General features: G+C 72.0%; 16 protein-coding genes. 8 read left to right on the top strand and 8 right to left on the bottom strand.

Annotated features, from left to right (window positions below):
- Positions 1–166: 166 nt before the first annotated feature.
- The 5 genes from acs (at position 167) to AY578_RS17870 (ending at position 5,865) form a co-directional block, all read left to right on the top strand.
- Positions 167–2,122 carry an acetate--CoA ligase gene (gene acs, locus AY578_RS17890; RefSeq protein WP_019527090.1) on the top strand — a complete coding sequence of 652 codons (1,956 nt, stop codon included), beginning with the start codon at positions 167–169 and terminating at the stop codon, positions 2,120–2,122.
- Positions 2,123–2,404: 282 nt separating this feature from the next.
- Positions 2,405–3,841 carry a Na+/H+ antiporter NhaA gene (nhaA, locus tag AY578_RS17885; protein ID WP_258903005.1) on the top strand — a complete coding sequence of 479 codons (1,437 nt, stop codon included), beginning with the start codon at positions 2,405–2,407 and terminating at the stop codon, positions 3,839–3,841.
- An 86-nt stretch (positions 3,842–3,927) separates the two neighbouring features.
- Entirely contained in the window at positions 3,928–4,416 is a 489-nt protein-coding gene (locus tag AY578_RS17880; RefSeq protein WP_019527092.1) for a phage holin family protein, read from the top strand.
- Positions 4,413–5,363 (top strand): alpha/beta fold hydrolase, encoded by a 951-nt coding sequence (locus tag AY578_RS17875; RefSeq protein WP_137207485.1) that lies wholly within the window; start codon positions 4,413–4,415, stop codon positions 5,361–5,363. The genes AY578_RS17880 and AY578_RS17875 overlap by 4 nt, the downstream gene beginning before the upstream one ends.
- A 319-nt stretch (positions 5,364–5,682) precedes the next feature.
- Positions 5,683–5,865, top strand: a complete 183-nt coding sequence (locus AY578_RS17870) for a hypothetical protein (protein WP_078492825.1) — start codon at positions 5,683–5,685, stop codon at positions 5,863–5,865.
- A gap of 52 nt (positions 5,866–5,917) precedes the next feature.
- Here AY578_RS17870 and AY578_RS17865 read toward each other — a convergent pair whose 3' ends face one another.
- The 3 genes from AY578_RS17865 to nth form a co-directional block, all read right to left on the bottom strand.
- Positions 5,918–7,117 (bottom strand): MarP family serine protease, encoded by a 1,200-nt coding sequence (locus AY578_RS17865; RefSeq protein WP_019527072.1) that lies wholly within the window; start codon positions 7,115–7,117, stop codon positions 5,918–5,920.
- 45 nt (positions 7,118–7,162) lie between these two features.
- Positions 7,163–7,858, bottom strand: coding sequence for an NUDIX hydrolase (locus AY578_RS17860; protein ID WP_026244160.1), 696 nt, complete (start codon positions 7,856–7,858; stop codon positions 7,163–7,165).
- Between the two features lie 91 nt (positions 7,859–7,949).
- The gene (gene nth / locus AY578_RS17855) at positions 7,950–9,104 is read right to left on the bottom strand and encodes an endonuclease III (RefSeq protein ID WP_019527070.1); all 1,155 of its coding nucleotides are present in this window, start codon (positions 9,102–9,104) and stop codon (positions 7,950–7,952) included.
- Positions 9,105–9,380: 276 nt separating this feature from the next.
- Between nth and AY578_RS17850 the strand changes: the two genes are divergently transcribed.
- Positions 9,381–10,055, top strand: a complete 675-nt coding sequence (locus AY578_RS17850) for a Crp/Fnr family transcriptional regulator (protein ID WP_006132548.1) — start codon at positions 9,381–9,383, stop codon at positions 10,053–10,055.
- Between the two features lie 60 nt (positions 10,056–10,115).
- On the opposite strand, the gene AY578_RS17845 is transcribed toward AY578_RS17850, so the two are convergent.
- From AY578_RS17845 to AY578_RS17830, 4 genes are all read right to left on the bottom strand, one after another.
- On the bottom strand, positions 10,116–10,946 hold the full coding sequence (locus tag AY578_RS17845) for an MBL fold metallo-hydrolase (RefSeq protein WP_019527069.1): 831 nt from the start codon (positions 10,944–10,946) through the stop codon (positions 10,116–10,118).
- Complete coding sequence (locus AY578_RS17840; protein WP_026244159.1) at positions 10,943–11,824, bottom strand: NUDIX hydrolase; 882 nt, start codon at positions 11,822–11,824, stop codon at positions 10,943–10,945. The genes AY578_RS17845 and AY578_RS17840 overlap by 4 nt, the downstream gene beginning before the upstream one ends.
- A 173-nt stretch (positions 11,825–11,997) precedes the next feature.
- Entirely contained in the window at positions 11,998–12,468 is a 471-nt protein-coding gene (locus AY578_RS17835; protein ID WP_019527067.1) for a RidA family protein, read from the bottom strand.
- Positions 12,465–12,626 (bottom strand): Sp36 family protein, encoded by a 162-nt coding sequence (locus AY578_RS17830; protein WP_003975360.1) that lies wholly within the window; start codon positions 12,624–12,626, stop codon positions 12,465–12,467. The genes AY578_RS17835 and AY578_RS17830 overlap by 4 nt, the downstream gene beginning before the upstream one ends.
- Before the next feature lie 128 nt (positions 12,627–12,754).
- Between AY578_RS17830 and bagA the strand changes: the two genes are divergently transcribed.
- Together bagA and bagB are read left to right on the top strand one after the other, a co-directional pair.
- Positions 12,755–13,732, top strand: coding sequence for an ATPase BagA (bagA, locus tag AY578_RS17825; protein WP_136238747.1), 978 nt, complete (start codon positions 12,755–12,757; stop codon positions 13,730–13,732).
- Positions 13,733–13,814: 82 nt separating this feature from the next.
- Positions 13,815–15,200 carry an ATPase BagB gene (bagB, locus tag AY578_RS17820; RefSeq protein WP_258902987.1) on the top strand — a complete coding sequence of 462 codons (1,386 nt, stop codon included), beginning with the start codon at positions 13,815–13,817 and terminating at the stop codon, positions 15,198–15,200.
- Positions 15,201–15,330: 130 nt separating this feature from the next.
- Here the strand turns inward: bagB and wblA are convergent, their stop codons facing one another.
- A complete protein-coding gene (wblA, locus tag AY578_RS17815) occupies positions 15,331–15,669 on the bottom strand; it encodes a transcriptional regulator WblA (RefSeq protein WP_019527064.1) in 339 nt (112 codons plus the stop codon).
- Between the last annotated feature and the right edge of the window lie 335 nt (positions 15,670–16,004).

Below are 16,004 nucleotides of genomic sequence, written 5' to 3'. Positions count from 1 at the left end.
CCTCTTGAACCGGGTTGCCCCCCGCACCGTGGGAAGGGGTGTCGGCGGCCACAGGTCGCGACCGCGACAGGTCTAAACCAATTTCCCGTCGACCCTTGTCAGCGCACCCCCGGGTCTGATGAGCTGTGGCCTGGGACACAACGGACACCCTGGAAAGGCAGATGCCGTGAGCAATGAAAGCCTGGCCAACCTCCTGAAGGAGGAGCGACGCTTCGCACCCCCCGCCGACCTGGCCGCGAACGCCAACGTCACCGCGGAGGCGTATGAACAGGCCAAGGCTGACAGGCTCGGCTTCTGGGCCGAGCAGGCCCGCCGGCTGACCTGGGCCAAGGAGCCCACCGAGACCCTCGACTGGTCGAACCCGCCGTTCGCCAAGTGGTTCCAGGACGGCGAGCTCAACGTCGCCTACAACTGCGTCGACCGGCACGTCGAGGCGGGCCACGGCGACCGGGTCGCGATCCACTTCGAGGGCGAGCCGGGCGACAGCCGCGCCATCACCTACGCCGAGCTCAAGGACGAGGTCTCCAAGGCCGCCAACGCCCTGCTGGAGCTGGGTGTCCGCAAGGGCGACCGGGTCGCCGTCTACATGCCGATGATCCCGGAGACGGCCGTCGCGATGCTGGCCTGCGCCCGTATCGGCGCCGCGCACTCGGTCGTCTTCGGCGGCTTCTCGGCGGACGCGCTCGCCACCCGCATCCAGGACGCCGACGCGCGGGTCGTCATCACCTCCGACGGCGGCTACCGGCGCGGCAAGCCCTCCGCCCTGAAGCCGGCGGTGGACGAGGCCGTCAGCCGGGTGGACAACGTGGAGCACGTCCTCGTCGTCCGCCGCACCGGCCAGGACGTCGCCTGGACCGAGGGCCGCGACGTGTGGTGGCACGACGCGGTGGACCGCCAGAGCAGCGAGCACACCCCGGAGGCGTTCGACGCCGAGCACCCGCTGTTCATCCTCTACACCTCAGGCACCACGGGGAAGCCGAAGGGCATCCTGCACACCTCCGGCGGCTACCTGACCCAGACGTCCTACACGCACTGGGCGGTGTTCGACCTCAAGCCGGAGACCGACGTGTACTGGTGCACGGCCGACGTCGGCTGGGTCACCGGGCACTCGTACATCGTCTACGGCCCGCTCGCCAACGGCGCCACGCAGGTCATGTACGAGGGCACGCCGGACACGCCCCACCAGGGCCGCTTCTGGGAGATCGTCCAGAAGTACGGCGTGACGATCCTCTACACGGCGCCCACCGCGATCCGGACGTTCATGAAGTGGGGCGACGACATCCCCGCCAAGTTCGACCTGTCGTCGCTGCGGGTGCTCGGCTCCGTCGGCGAGCCGATCAACCCGGAGGCGTGGATCTGGTACCGCAAGAACATCGGCGCGGACCGCACCCCGGTCGTCGACACCTGGTGGCAGACCGAGACCGGCGGCATCATGATCTCCCCGCTGCCGGGCGTGACCTCCGCCAAGCCGGGCTCCGCCCAGACCCCGCTGCCGGGCATCTCCGCCACGGTCGTGGACGACGAGGCGAACGAGGTGGGCAACGGCGGTGGCGGCTACCTGGTGCTGACCGAGCCGTGGCCGTCGATGCTGCGCACCATCTGGGGCGACGACCAGCGGTTCATCGACACCTACTGGTCGCGCTTCGAGGGCAAGTACTTCGCCGGTGACGGCGCGAAGAAGGACGACGACGGCGACATCTGGCTGCTCGGCCGGGTCGACGACGTGATGCTGGTGTCGGGCCACAACATCTCCACCACGGAGGTCGAGTCCGCGCTGGTCTCCCACCCGTCGGTCGCCGAGGCGGCCGTGGTGGGCGCCACGGACGAGACGACCGGTCAGGCGATCGTCGCCTTCGTCATCCTGCGCGGCACGGCCGCGGAGTCCGACGACCTCGTCGGCGAGCTGCGCAACCACGTGGGCGCCACGCTCGGCCCGATCGCCAAGCCGAAGCGGATCCTGCCGGTGGCCGAGCTGCCGAAGACCCGCTCCGGAAAGATCATGCGGCGTCTGCTCCGGGACGTCGCGGAGAACCGCCAGCTCGGGGACGTCACCACGCTGACGGACTCCACGGTCATGGACCTCATCCAGACGAAGCTTCCGGCCGCGCCCAGCGAGGACTGACCGGGCCGCCCAGGCCGCCGCGCGCGGCGGAAGCGGACGGGCTCCCGTCCGCTTCCCCTCGCGCCCGGCCGGGTGCCTCGACCGCCCGTACCCCCGCTCGTGGGGGCGCGGGCGGTTTCTCGCATCCGGCCCGGTGGCTGTGACATGGGCCACCACGAAACCGCTGATGCGGGCCACCGGTCCGTTGGTTAGGCTCAAGAGCGGAAACACGCTGTCTCATGGAGCGCCGGGAAGTCTGGTCGGCACACGATTCGTGCTGCCCTACGACCGGAGGAGACGCCCGTGAGCGCCCCCCGCACCCCCACCCCCCGCAAGGCGTTCGGCCTGCTCTCGCTGCCCGAGCGGAACTTCGTCGCGGAGGCCCTGCGCACCGAGACCGTCGGGGGCGTCCTGCTGCTGCTGGCCGCCGTCGCCGCGCTGGTGTGGGCGAACATACCCGCGCTGGGCGACAGCTACGAGACCGTCAGCCACTGGCACTTCGGCCCCGAGTCGCTCGGACTGAACCTGTCCGTCGCACACTGGGCGGCCGACGGCCTGCTCGCGATCTTCTTCTTCGTCGCCGGCGTCGAACTCAAGCGGGAACTGGTCGCCGGCGACCTGCGCGACCCCAAGGCCGCCGCCCTTCCCGTCATCGCCGCCCTGTGCGGGATGATCGCGCCCGCGCTGGTCTACACGCTCACCAGCGGAGTGGGCGGCGGCTCCCTCGCGGGCTGGGCCGTGCCCACCGCCACCGACATCGCGTTCGCGCTGGCCGTGCTCGCCGTCATCGGCACCTCGCTGCCCAGCGCGCTGCGCGCCTTCCTGCTCACCCTCGCGGTCGTGGACGACCTGTTCGCGATCCTGATCATCGCGGTCTTCTTCACCGAGCAACTGAACTTCGCGGCACTCGGCGGCGCGGTCGCCGGTCTGGTCGTCTTCTGGCTGCTGCTGCGCAGGCGGGTGCGCGGCTGGTACGTGTACGTGCCGCTGGCCGTGGTGATCTGGGGGCTGATGTACAACAGCGGCATCCACGCCACCATCGCGGGTGTCGCCATGGGGCTGATGCTGCGCTGCCACCGCGAGGAGGGCGAGGAGCACTCCCCCGGCGAGCGCATCGAGCATCGCGTGCGTCCGCTGTCGGCAGGACTCGCGGTCCCGCTGTTCGCGCTGTTCAGCGCCGGTGTGGCCGTCTCCGGGGACGCGCTGGGCAAGGTGTTCACGCAGCCCGAGACGCTCGGCGTCGTGCTCGGCCTGGTCGTCGGCAAGACGTTCGGCATCTTCGGCGGCACCTGGCTGACCGCCCGGTTCACCCGCGCCTCGCTCAGCGACGACCTCGCCTGGGCGGACGTGTTCGCGCTCGCCACGCTCGCCGGCATCGGCTTCACCGTGTCGCTGCTGATCGGCGAGCTCGCCTTCGAGGAGAACACGACGATGGCTGGCAGTGTGAAGGCCGCGGTTCTCACCGGTTCGCTGATCGCCACCGTGCTGGCGACGGTGCTGCTGAAGATCCGCAATGCCAGGTACCGCAAGCTGGCCGAGGAGGAGGAGCGGGACGAGGACCTCGACGGGGTCCCGGACGTCTACGAGCAGGACGACCCGGAGTACCACCTCCGCATGGCCGGGATCCTGGAGAAGAAGGCCGCCGAGCACCGGCGGATCGCCCGGGAGAAGGCCGCCGCGCGAGACGCGCTTGCACAAGTGCCGGGCGGGGCAGGCGATCGGGACGACGGTCCGGCATGATCTGACGAGACGGTACAAAAGAACGGGACCGTCCCGCGCAGGCACGACGGACGTACGCGAGGCGTACGGAGAAGAGGGAGACCGCGATGAGCGCACCCGACGGCAGCCCGGTCGGCGCCGAACGCAGCATCGGCCAGCTGTTCGCCACGGCGACGGCGGAGATGTCCGCGCTGGTGCACGACGAGATCGCGCTGGCGAAGGCGCAGCTCAGGCAGGACGTGAAGCGGGGGGCGACGAGCGGCGGCGCGTTCATGGCGGCGGGCGTACTGCTGCTGTTCTCCCTGCCGATGCTGAACTTCGCGCTCGCCTACGGCATCCGCACGTGGAGCGGCTGGAACATGGCGGTGTGCTTCCTGCTGTCCTTCGCGGCGAACTGCCTCGTCGCCGGCCTCCTCGCCCTCATCGGCGTCGTGTTCGCCAAGAAGGCCAAGAAGGGCCGCGGCCCGCAGAAGGTCGCCGCCTCGATGAAGGAGACGGCGGGCGTGCTGCAGAAGGCCAAGCCGCACCCGCGTCCGGCCCTCCCCGCGCACCGTGGCCCCGAGGCCGTCGAGGCTGTGGCACGCTCGTCCTCATGACGGACCCCGCCACTCCTTCGGCGCAGCCGGCCTCGGTCGTTCGCCTGGACCTCCCGGACGCCCCGGGCCTCGTCCACCGTGACGTCGCCGCCAACGGCGCCCGCTTCCACATCGCGGAGCTGGGCGACGGCCCTCTGGTGCTGCTGCTGCACGGTTTCCCGCAGTTCTGGTGGACCTGGCGGCACCAGCTGACGGCGCTCGCCGACGCCGGGTTCCGGGCCGTCGCCATGGACTTGAGGGGCGTCGGCGGCAGCGACCGCACCCCGCGCGGCTACGACCCGGCCAACCTCGCGCTGGACATCACCGGTGTGATCCGCTCCCTGGGTGAGCCGGACGCGGCGCTGGTCGGCCATGACCTGGGCGGCTACCTCGCCTGGACGGCCGCGGCGATGCGCCCCAAGCTCGTGCGGCGGCTCGCGGTGTCCTCGATGCCGCACCCGCGGCGCTGGCGCTCCTCGATGCTCGCCGACGCCCGGCAGACGGCCGCCCAGTCGCACATCTGGGGTTTCCAGCGGCCCTGGATCCCGGAGCGCCGGCTCACCGCGGACGACGGGGCGATGGTGGCCCGGCTCATCCAGGAGTGGTCCGGGCCGCAGCCGCCCGACGAGAAGGCCCTGGAGACCTACCGGCGGGCCATGTGCATCCCGTCCACCGCGCACTGCTCGATCGAGCCGTACCGGTGGATGGTGCGGTCGCTGGCCCGCCCGGACGGCATTCAGTTCAACCGCCGGATGAAGCGTCCGGTGCGGGTGCCGACGCTGCATCTGCACGGCTCCCTGGACCCGGTGGTGCGCACGCGCAGCGCGGCGGGCTCGGGACAGTACGTCGAAGCGCCGTACCGCTGGCGGCTGTTCGACGGGCTGGGGCACTTCCCGCACGAGGAGGACCCGGCGGCCTTCTCGGCCGAGCTGATCAACTGGCTGAAGGATCCCGAGCCGGACCGGTGACGTGCCGGACCGGTGACGTGCCGGACCGGTGACATGCCGGACCGGTGACGTGCCGGACCGGTGAGCAGCCGGACCGGTGACGTGCCGGACCGGTGAGCAGCCGGACCGGTGACGTGCCGGACCGGTGAGGAGCCGGACCGGTGAGGAGCCGGTCGGTGACCGGACGGATGCGTTCCGTACCGCTCGCGCGCCCGTTCCGTACCCGTTCACACCCCTCCCGCTGAACGCTTGTCCTACGAACGCCAATTGCCTGGCGCATAGGCCAATTGGCGGCCCCTCAGGCGGTTATGGACCTTGGGCCGGGGGCAAACGTCGGGGTATGGGCTGGACGCACGACTACAGTGACGCAAGCCGCAATCGCCGCTCGGCGAGCGGTGTGGGCTCCCACCAGCGAGGCGGTGCACCACAGATGGCAGCTACGGATCTCAGGGTCGGCATCCCGCGCATTCTCCGCCGCCGCGCGCGCTGGGTATCGGTCCGGCTCCGTCACCCGCGGGGCTGACGGACCGTCCGTCCGTTCCTGACGTCCGGCCGGCTTCCGGTTCGGTTCCCGCTCACAGCGCGCACTTGTCGCTGTCCACCTCCTGGGCGGCGCTGCGGCCCCGGGCGATGTCCTCGCGGATCTCGTCCACGGTCAGTGCGTATCCCGTCCGGTCGTCGTCCAGCGACTTCGCGAAGATGACGCCGTAGACCTCGCCCTGAGGGGTGAGGAGCGGGCCTCCGGAGTTGCCCTGACGGACCGTCGCGTACAGCGAGTACACGTCGCGGCGCACCGTGCCGCGGTGGTAGATGTCGGGGCCGTTGGCCGTGATGCGCCCCCGCAGCCGCGCCGCGCGGACGTCGTACGCGCCGTTCTCCGGGAAGCCGGCGACGATCGCGCCGTCCCCGCTGCTCGCGTCCTCCGCGGCGAACCGCAGCACGGGCGCGTCCAGGTCGGGCACGTCGAGCACGGCGATGTCGCGCTTCCAGTCGTACAGGACGACCGTGGCGTCGTACGTGCGGCCCTCGCCGCCTATCTGCACGACCGGCTCGTCGACGCCGCCCACCACATGGGCGTTGGTCATGACGCGCCGGTCGTCGAAGACGAAGCCGGTGCCCTCGAGCACCTTGCCGCAGCTCGTCGCCGTGCCCGTCACCTTGACGATGGAGCGCTGCGCGCGGGCGGCGACGGGGCTGCCCGCGAGCGCCGGGTCCGGCGGACGGACGTCCGTGATGGGCTCGTTGGCGAACGGACTGAAGACCTGCGGGAAGCCGTTCTGCGCGAGGACGGACGAGAAGTCGGCGAACCAGATGTCCGCCTGGTCCGGCAGCGCGCGGGACACGCCGAGCAGCACCTTGGACTGGCGCACCTCCTTGCCGAGCGTCGGCAGCGTCGTCCCGGCGAGGGCGGAGCCGATCAGCCAGGCGACCAGGAGCATCGCGACGACGTTGACGAGGGCCCCGCCGGTGGCGTCGAGCGCCCTGGCCGGGGACCAGGTGATGTACCGGCGCAGCTTGTTGCCCAGATGAGTGGTCAGGGCCTGCCCGACGGACGCGCACACTATGACGACCACGACGGCCACGACGGCGGCGGTGGTGCCCACCTCGGAGTTGTCCGTCAGCGCGTCCCAGATGACCGGCAGCGTGTAGACGGCGATCAGACCGCCCCCGAGGAAACCGATCACCGACAGGATGCCGACGACGAAGCCCTGCCGGAAGCCGACCACGGCGAACCACACGGCTGCCACCAGCAGCAGGATGTCCAGCACGTTCACCGATTCAAGCCTCGCCTCGTCCTACGCAGCACGGCGCCCACCCTGTCACGCCCTCCGGTCCAGCGGGACCCGCTTGTCCCGATCCCAGGGGCGCTCCCAGCCCGCGAAGTGCAGCAACCGGTCGATGACCCCCGCGGTGAACCCCCACACGAGGGCCGATTCGACCAGAAATGCGGGCCCGTGGAAGCCGCTGGGGTGGATCGCGGTCGCACGGTTGTCCGGGTGGGTGAGATCGGCCACGGGCACGGTGAACACCCGCGCCGTCTCGTTCGGATCGACGACGCCGACCGGGCTGGGCTCGCGCCACCAGCCGAGCACGGGCGTCACGACGAAGCCGCTGACGGGGATGTAGAGCCTCGGCAGCACGCCGAACAGCTGCACGCCGGACGGGTCGAGCCCGGTCTCCTCCTCCGCCTCGCGCAGCGCCGCCCGCAGCGGGCCTTCGCCCTGCGGGTCGCCGTCCTCGGGGTCGAGGGCGCCGCCCGGGAAGGCGGGCTGCCCCGCGTGCGAGCGCAGCGAGCCGGCCCGCTCCATGAGCAGCAGCTCGGGGCCGCGCTCGCCCTCACCGAAGAGGATGAGGACGGCGGACTGCCGTCCCGAGCCGTCGCGCGGCGGCAGGAAGCGGCTCAGTTGCGTGGGCCGGACCGTCTCGGCGGCGCGGACCACCGGGTCCAGCCACGCGGGCAGCCCGTCCCTGCTCAGGGCCACCGGACCGCCCTGCGTCCCGCTCGCACGCGTCATGCCCACCCCCGTCGTCCGGCCCCGTCCCACGAGTGCAACGCGCGACGCTCCCGAGATCGTTCCGCGCGGCGCAGGGGCGCCCGGCCTGCCCTCATCCGGCCCCCAGCGGCGGGGCCGGTTTGCCGCCCGCGTCCAGGTAGGCCTGCGGGGGCTTCAGCCGCTGGCCCGGCTGGCCGGCCTTCTCGTACTTCAGCAGCTTCTTCGCCTTCTCCGGGTCCGTCTCGCCCTCGCCGTACGACGGGCAGAGATGGGCGATCGGGCAGGCGCCGCAGGCGGGCTTGCGGGCGTGGCAGATGCGGCGGCCGTGCCAGATGACGTGGTGGGACAGGTCCGTCCACTCGCTCTTCGGGAACAGCGCGCCGACCGCCGCCTCGATCTTGTCCGGGTCGGTCTCGTCGGTCCACTTCCACCGGCGCACCAGGCGCTGGAAGTGGGTGTCGACCGTGATGCCGGGGCGGCCGAAGGCGTTGCCGAGCACGACGAACGCGGTCTTGCGGCCCACGCCGGGCAGCTTGACCAGGTCCTCGAGCCGGTCGGGCACCTCCCCGCCGAACTGCTCCACCAGCGCCTTCGACAGGCCGATGACCGACTTGGTCTTGGCGCGGAAGAAGCCGGTGGGGCGGAGGATCTCCTCCACCTCCTCCGGGTTGGCGGCCGCCAGGTCCTCGGGGGTGGGGTACTTCGCGAACAGCGCGGGGGTCGTCTGGTTGACGCGCAGGTCGGTGGTCTGGGCCGACAGCACAGTCGCGACGAGGAGTTGGAAGGGGTTCTCGAAGTCCAGCTCGGGGTGGGCGTACGGGTACACCTCGGCGAGCTCGCGGTTGATCCGGCGGGCCCGCCGCACCAGCGCGGTACGGGACTCCCCCTGCGGGTGCGCGGCCACCGTCTTCGCCGGGGCGGCCGGCACAGAGGCGGTCGCCTTCTTGGGGGCGACGACCTGCTTCTTGGGGGCGGGGGCCTTCTTGAGGGGGGCGGAGGACTTGGCGGGAGCCTTCTTGGCGGCCTTGGCGGCGGGCTTCTTGGCGGCGGCCTTCTTCGCGGCAGGCGCCTTCGCGCCCGCGGCGGACTTCTTGGCAGCGGCCTTCTTCGCGGGCGCGGCCTTCTTGGCGGCTTCCTTCGTCGCAGGCGCAGCCTTCTTCGCAGGCGCGGCCTTCTTGGCGGTCGCCTTCTCCGCAGGCGCAGCCTCCGTCGCCGGCGCAGCCTTCTTCGCCGTCTTCCTACCGCCATCGGAGACCTGTTCGCCCACAGCGGAATCGCGTTCTGCACTCACCCGCGCAGCCCCCTCGGCCTGTGCTCTCACCGGCGATTTGGACACCCGGCCAGCCTACGACCCGGCACGGACATCCGCCCCGGACCCAGAAGATCGGCGTCCAATTGGACCCCTGCCGCATACCCCGGCCAACCTGTGCGGCATCCTTGTGACAGATCACACTGTTTGGACGGTCCGGCAAAATGGGAACCACGGTCCCCTGGCACGCAGGGGAACCAAGATCCCCTGAGCAGGTCGAATAGGAGAGAACTCGTGGACGACGTTCTGCGGCGGAACCCGCTTTTCGCGGCGCTCGATGACGAGCAGGCCGCGGAGCTTCGCGCCTCCATGAGTGAGGTGACCCTGGCGAGGGGCGACTCACTGTTCCACGAGGGAGACCCGGGCGACCGCCTGTACGTGGTCACCGAGGGCAAGGTGAAGCTGCACCGCACCTCCCCCGACGGCCGCGAGAACATGCTGGCCGTGGTCGGACCGGGCGAGCTGATCGGTGAGCTGTCCCTCTTCGACCCGGGTCCGCGCACGGCGACCGCCACGGCGCTCACCGAGGTGAAGCTGCTGGGCCTGGGCCACGGCGACCTGACGCCCTGGCTGAGCGCCCGCCCCGAGGTGGCCACGGCGCTGCTGCGCGCCGTCGCCCGCCGGCTGCGCAAGACCAACGACGCCATGTCCGACCTGGTCTTCTCCGACGTCCCGGGCCGCGTCGCGCGCGCCCTGCTGGACCTCTCGCGCCGCTTCGGCGTGCAGTCGGAGGAGGGCATCCACGTGGTGCACGACCTCACGCAGGAGGAGCTGGCCCAGCTGGTCGGCGCGTCCCGCGAGACGGTCAACAAGGCCCTGGCGGACTTCGCCCAGCGCGGCTGGCTGCGGCTCGAGGCCCGCGCGGTGATCCTGCTGGACGTGGAGCGGCTCGCCAAGCGCTCCCGCTGACGCGTCACCCCGCTTTCCCGCGCCCCCATGGCCTCCGGCTGTGGGGGCGCGGCCGTGCGGTCAGATGATCCCGTGCTCCTTGAGGTACTCCAGCTGGGCCCGTACGGAGAGTTCCGCGGCCGGCCAGAGGGAGCGGTCGACGTCGGCGTAGACGTGGGCGACGACCTCGGCGGGGGTGCGGTGACCGTCCTCGACGGCCGTCTCCACCTGGGCGAGCCGGTGGGCGCGGTGCGCGAGGTAGTACTCGACGGCGCCCTGGGCGTCGTCCAGCACCGGCCCGTGTCCCGGCAGGACCGTGTGGACGCCGTCGTCGACGGTGAGGGACCTGAGCCGGCGCAGGGTGTCCAGGTAGTCGCCGAGGCGCCCGTCGGGGTGGGCCACGACCGTCGTGCCGCGTCCCAGCACGGTGTCGCCGGTGAGAACCGCCTGGTCCGCCGGGAGGTGGAAGCACAGGGAGTCGGCGGTGTGCCCGGGGGCCGGTACGACGCGCAGCTCCAGGCCGCCGACGGTGACGACGTCCCCGGCGGCCAGCCCCTCGTCGCCGAGCCGCAGCGCCGGGTCCAGCGCGCGCACCTTGGTGCCGGTCAGCTCGGCGAACCGGGCGGCGCCCTCGGCGTGGTCGGGGTGACCGTGCGTCAGCAGGGTCAGGGCGACCCGCTTCCCGGCCTCCTCGGCGGTGGCGACGACGTGCCGCAGGTGCCCGTCGTCGAGCGGGCCCGGGTCGACGACGACCGCGAGGTCGGAGTCCGGCTCGGAGAGTATCCAGGTGTTCGTGCCGTCCAGCGTCATCGCCGAGGGGTTCGGGGCGAGCACGTTGACGGCCCGCGCGGTCGCGGGACCGGAGAGGACCCCGCCGCGAGGCTGGCCGGGGAGGGCGGTGGCGTCCGTCATGCGGGGGCTCCCCCGGTCGGGATGTGCTTGGTGAACTCGTCGTGCCCGGGCCAGGCGAGGACGATCTCGCCGTCCACCAGGCGCGCGGTGGCCAGCACCGGCGTGAGGTCCCGCGCGGGCGCCGCGTCGAGCGCCTCCGCGGCCGTGCCGTACGCGGTGAGCTGGCGCAGGGTCGCGATCGTCGGGGGCATCATCAGCAGCTCACCCCGGTCGTAGCCGCCGGCCGCCTCGCGCGGGGTGATCCACACCGTGCGGTCGGCCTCCGTGGAGGCGTTGCGGGTGCGCTGGCCCTCGGGGAGGGCGGCGACGAAGAACCAGGTGTCGTAGCGGCGCGGCTCGAACTCGGGGGTGATCCAGCGGGTCCAGGCGCCCAGCAGGTCCGAGCGCAGCACCAGGCCGCGCCGGTCGAGGAACTCCGCGAAGGACAGCTCGCGCGCGACGAGCGCGGCACGGTCGGCCTCCCAGTCCGCGCCGGTGGTGTCACCGACGACGGCGTCCGGGGCGGGGCCCGCGAGCAGCACGCCGGCCTCCTCGTAGGTCTCCCGCACGGCCGCGCAGACGATCGCCTGGGCGCCGGCGCGGTCCACGCCGAGCCGGTCGGCCCACCAGTCGAGCGAGGGCCCGGCCCAGCGGACGTGCCGGTCGTCGTCGCGCGGGTCGACGCCGCCGCCCGGGTAGGCGTACGCGCCGCCCGCGAACGCCATGGACGTACGGCGGCGCAGCATGTGCACGGCGGGCCCGGCGCCGGTGTCCTTGAGGAGCATGACGGTGGCCGCCCGTTTCGGCGCGACGGGTGTCAGCTCACCGCTCGCCAGCGCTCTGATCCGCCCGGGCCACTCCGGCGGGTACCACTGCCCCCCAGCCTGCGCATTCGCCATGGCCGGAGGCTATCCCGAGACGGCCGGATGTTCGAGTGCCCCTGGGGATGGGAGATGCCCCCGGCCGGCGACCGGAAACACCGCGCCCCGGCAGGCGCGGGGCCGGCCGGGGCGGCGTACGGCGATGGCGGGAGCGTGGCCCGGAGGAGATCCGGGGACGCCCGGCCGGAGGGTCAGGCCTCCGTGAGTTCCACCTGCATCTCGACCTCGACGGACGCGTCCAGCGGCAGGACCGCGACGCCGACCGCGCTGCGGGCGTGGACGCCCTTGTCGCCGAGCACCTCGCCCAGGAGTTCGCTGGCGCCGTTGACGACGGCCGGCTGGCCGGTGAAGTCCGCGGCGGAGGCGACGAAGCCGACGACCTTCACGACGCGCGCGACGCGGTCCAGGTCACCGGCGACGGACTTGACCGCGGCGAGCGCGTTCAGCGCGCAGATGCGGGCCAGGTCCTTGGCCTCCTCGGGGGTGACCTCCGCCCCGACCTTGCCGGTCACCGGCAGCTTGCCGTCCACCATCGGCAGCTGGCCGGAGGTGAACACGTACCTGCCGGAGACGACGGCGGGCTGGTACGAGGCGAGCGGCGGGACGACCTCGGGCAGGCTCAGGCCCAGCTCGGCCAGCCGGGACTCGACGACGCCGCTCATGCCTGCTTCTCGCGCTTCAGGTAGGCCACCAGCTGCTCGGGGTTGTTCGGCCCGGGCACGACCTGGACGAGCTCCCAGCCGTCCTCGCCCCAGGTGTCCAGAATCTGCTTCGTCGCGTGGACGAGCAGCGGCACAGTCGCGTATTCCCACTTGGTCATGCGGCCGACTCTAGCCGCTGCCGCGCCCGCCGCCCGCGTCGCCTGCACCGCCCGCCCGGACGGCACACGGAGGCGGGAACATCACCCGGAGCCGCCGCCACGCGCGGTGAGCATTTAGGCTCGAAGACGTGAGCAGGCTCCAGGTCGTGAGTGGTAAGGGCGGAACCGGCAAGACCACGGTGGCCGCCGCTCTGGCGCTGGCCCTGGCCGAGGAGGGGAAGCGGACGCTTCTCGTCGAGGTCGAGGGCCGGCAGGGCATCGCGCAGCTCTTCGAGACGCAGGCGCTGCCGTACGAGGAGCGGAAGATCGCCGTCGCTCCCGGGGGCGGGGAGGTGTTCGCCCTCGCCATCGACCCCGAACTGGCCCTTCTGGACTACCTCCAGATGTTCTACAAGCTCGGCAGCGCCGGCCGCGCCCTGCGCAAGCTCGGCGCGATCGACTTCGCCACCACCATCGCCCCCGGCGTACGGGACGTACTGCTCACCGGCAAGGCCTGCGAGGCGGTCCGGCGCAAGGACCGCGGCGGACGGTTCGTCTACGACTACGTCGTGATGGACGCCCCGCCGACCGGCCGCATCACCCGCTTCCTCAACGTCAACGACGAGGTGGCCGGGCTCGCCAAGATCGGCCCGATACACAATCAGGCGCAGGCCGTCATGCGCGTGCTGAAGTCGCCGGAGACGGCCGTGCACCTGGTCACCCTGCTGGAGGAGATGCCGGTCCAGGAGACCGCGGACGGCATCGCGGAACTGCGCGCCGCCGGGCTGCCGGTGGGACGGGTCATCGTGAACATGGTGCGGCCGCAGGTGCTGGACGCCGCCGACCTGGACCTCGTCGGCAGCGTCCCCCGTTCCGCCGTGGCGCGCACGCTGTCCTCGGCCGGGCTCGGCGGCGCGCGGCGCGGCGGGCACGCGGAGCGGCTGGTGGAGCCGCTGCTCGCGCAGGCGGAGGAGTACGCCGAGCGGTACGCGCTGGAAACCGAACAGCGTGCCGTGCTGGCGGAGCTGGGCGTGCCGCTGCACGAACTCCCGCTGCTCGCCGAGGGAATGGACCTGGCCGGGCTGTACGCGCTGGCGCGGACGCTACGCGGGCAGGGCGTGTCATGAGCGGCCGCACCCGTTCTCCCGGCCATCCGCGCCACCGCATCGCCCCCGTCATGAGTCGGACCCACCGGAAGCAGGGGATGTCATGAGCCGTCGTCCGGAACCGGCGCAGGACCGGGACCCGGTCCGTGAGCACCTCTCGCCCGCCCGCGCGCTGGAGATCGACCCGCTGATCGAGAACCCGGACACCCGGATCGTGGTGTGCTGCGGCTCGGGCGGCGTCGGCAAGACGACCACGGCCGCGGCGCTGGGCCTGCGGGCAGCGGAGCGGGGCCGCAAGGTGGTGGTCCTCACCATCGACCCGGCGCGCCGGCTCGCCCAGTCCATGGGCATCGACTCCCTCGACAACACCCCGCGCCGGGTGAAGGGCATCGACGACTCCGCGGGCGGCGAACTGCACGCGATGATGCTCGACATGAAGCGCACCTTCGACGAGATCGTCGAGGCGCACGCGGACCCGGGGCGGGCCGCCGCGATTCTGGGCAACCCCTTCTACCAGTCGCTCTCCGCGGGCTTCGCCGGCACGCAGGAGTACATGGCGATGGAGAAGCTGGGGCAGCTGCGGTCGCGGGACGAGTGGGACCTGATCGTGGTCGACACCCCGCCGTCGCGTTCCGCGCTGGACTTCCTGGACGCGCCCAAGCGGCTCGGCTCCTTCCTCGACGGCAAGCTCATCCGGGTGCTGCTGGCGCCGGCGAAGATGGGCGGCCGGGCGGGGATGAAGTTCCTGAACGTCGGGATGTCGATGATGACCGGCGCGCTCGGCAAGGTGCTCGGCGGTCAGCTGCTGCGGGACGTGCAGACGTTCGTGGCGGCGATGGACTCCATGTTCGGGGGGTTCCGGACGCGCGCGGACGCCACGTACAAGCTGCTCCAGGCGCCGGGCACGGCGTTCCTCGTCGTCGCGGCGCCGGAGCGGGACGCGCTGCGGGAGGCCGCGTACTTCGTGGAACGGCTGGCCGCGGAGGACATGCCGCTCGCCGGTCTGGTGCTGAACCGCGTGCACGGCAGCGGGGCCGTCCGGCTGTCGGCGGAGCGGGCGCTGGCCGCCGCGGAAAATCTTGAGGACGCCCGCATTGTGGATCAGCCGGACGGGAAAGCTGGACTTCGTAACTCTCCCGACACGTACGGCAGTTCAGAATCATCCGCGCGTAACGTCACCGACGGAGGCTCCCCCGCCACCGAGGACGCCGAGGGCGCGGCTCCCGAAGAGGAACCGACCGACCACACCACGCCGGACGGCGAGCGCTCGGTGGAGCGTCTCACCGCCGGTCTGCTGAGGCTGCACGCGGAGCGGATGCAGCTGCTCGAGCGCGAGCGGCGCACGCGTGACCGCTTCACGGCACTCCACCCCGAGGTGGCGATGACCGAGGTGGCCGCCCTGCCCGGCGACGTCCACGACCTCGCGGGCCTGCGCGACATCGGCGAGCGGCTGGCCGCCGGGGGCACGGAGCTGCCGGGCACGGCCTGAGGGGCGTGCGTATACGCCCTGAGGGCGCGCGCGTACACGCCCCCGACCAACAGGGGCGCCCCCGCGCACGACGAGGCACCCCGGAACTGCCCACCGCCGAGGACCCCCCGAGAGCCCTCACCGAGAGCTCTCAGCTCACCGCGGCGTAGTCCTCGTAGACCTGGTCGTCGTTGAGCGGCACGACGCCCGTGCCGCGCTCGTACTCCGAGCGCGCGGTCTCCAGCAGCCGGCGCCAGGAGGTCACGGTGGGCCGCCGGCGCAGCAGCGCACGGCGCTCGCGCTCCGTCATGCCTCCCCACACGCCGAACTCGACGCGGTTGTCCAGCGCGTCCGCCAGGCACTCCGTGCGCACCGGGCAACCGGTGCACACCGCCTTGGCCCTGTTCTGCGCTGCTCCTTGAACGAACAGTTCATCCGGATCGGTAGTGCGGCAGGCAGCCTGCGCACTCCAGTCGGTAACCCAGCCCATACCGGCGCCGTCCTCTCCCGAATCGAGGCTCCCCCACGGCGGCAGCGGCATATTCACCGCCGCCAGTTGAGGACGTTACGGAAGGTGGGCACAGCGCAACACCCCCAGCGGGCCCAATCTTGAATGGTCCGAACGGACTATGGGTAAGCGGCAGATCACCCGGGGGAGTGAGGGGGCGACATGCACGGCAAATAGGGCATTGCGGGTCAGTTCAGTTGCGTCACAACGGGCACCGCGTGACACACGAGGCGATCCGGACACGGTCTTCACGCCCCTCGACCGATCTCGTACGAACACGCACAAAGAAAGTCGAGAAGATCCGGAACGATTCGGGG

Origin of the sequence: Streptomyces thermocarboxydus (assembly GCF_024760485.1) — a bacterium.
GTDB lineage: Bacteria > Actinomycetota > Actinomycetes > Streptomycetales > Streptomycetaceae > Streptomyces > Streptomyces cellulosae.
This window is presented reverse-complemented; position numbering and strand designations above follow the sequence as displayed.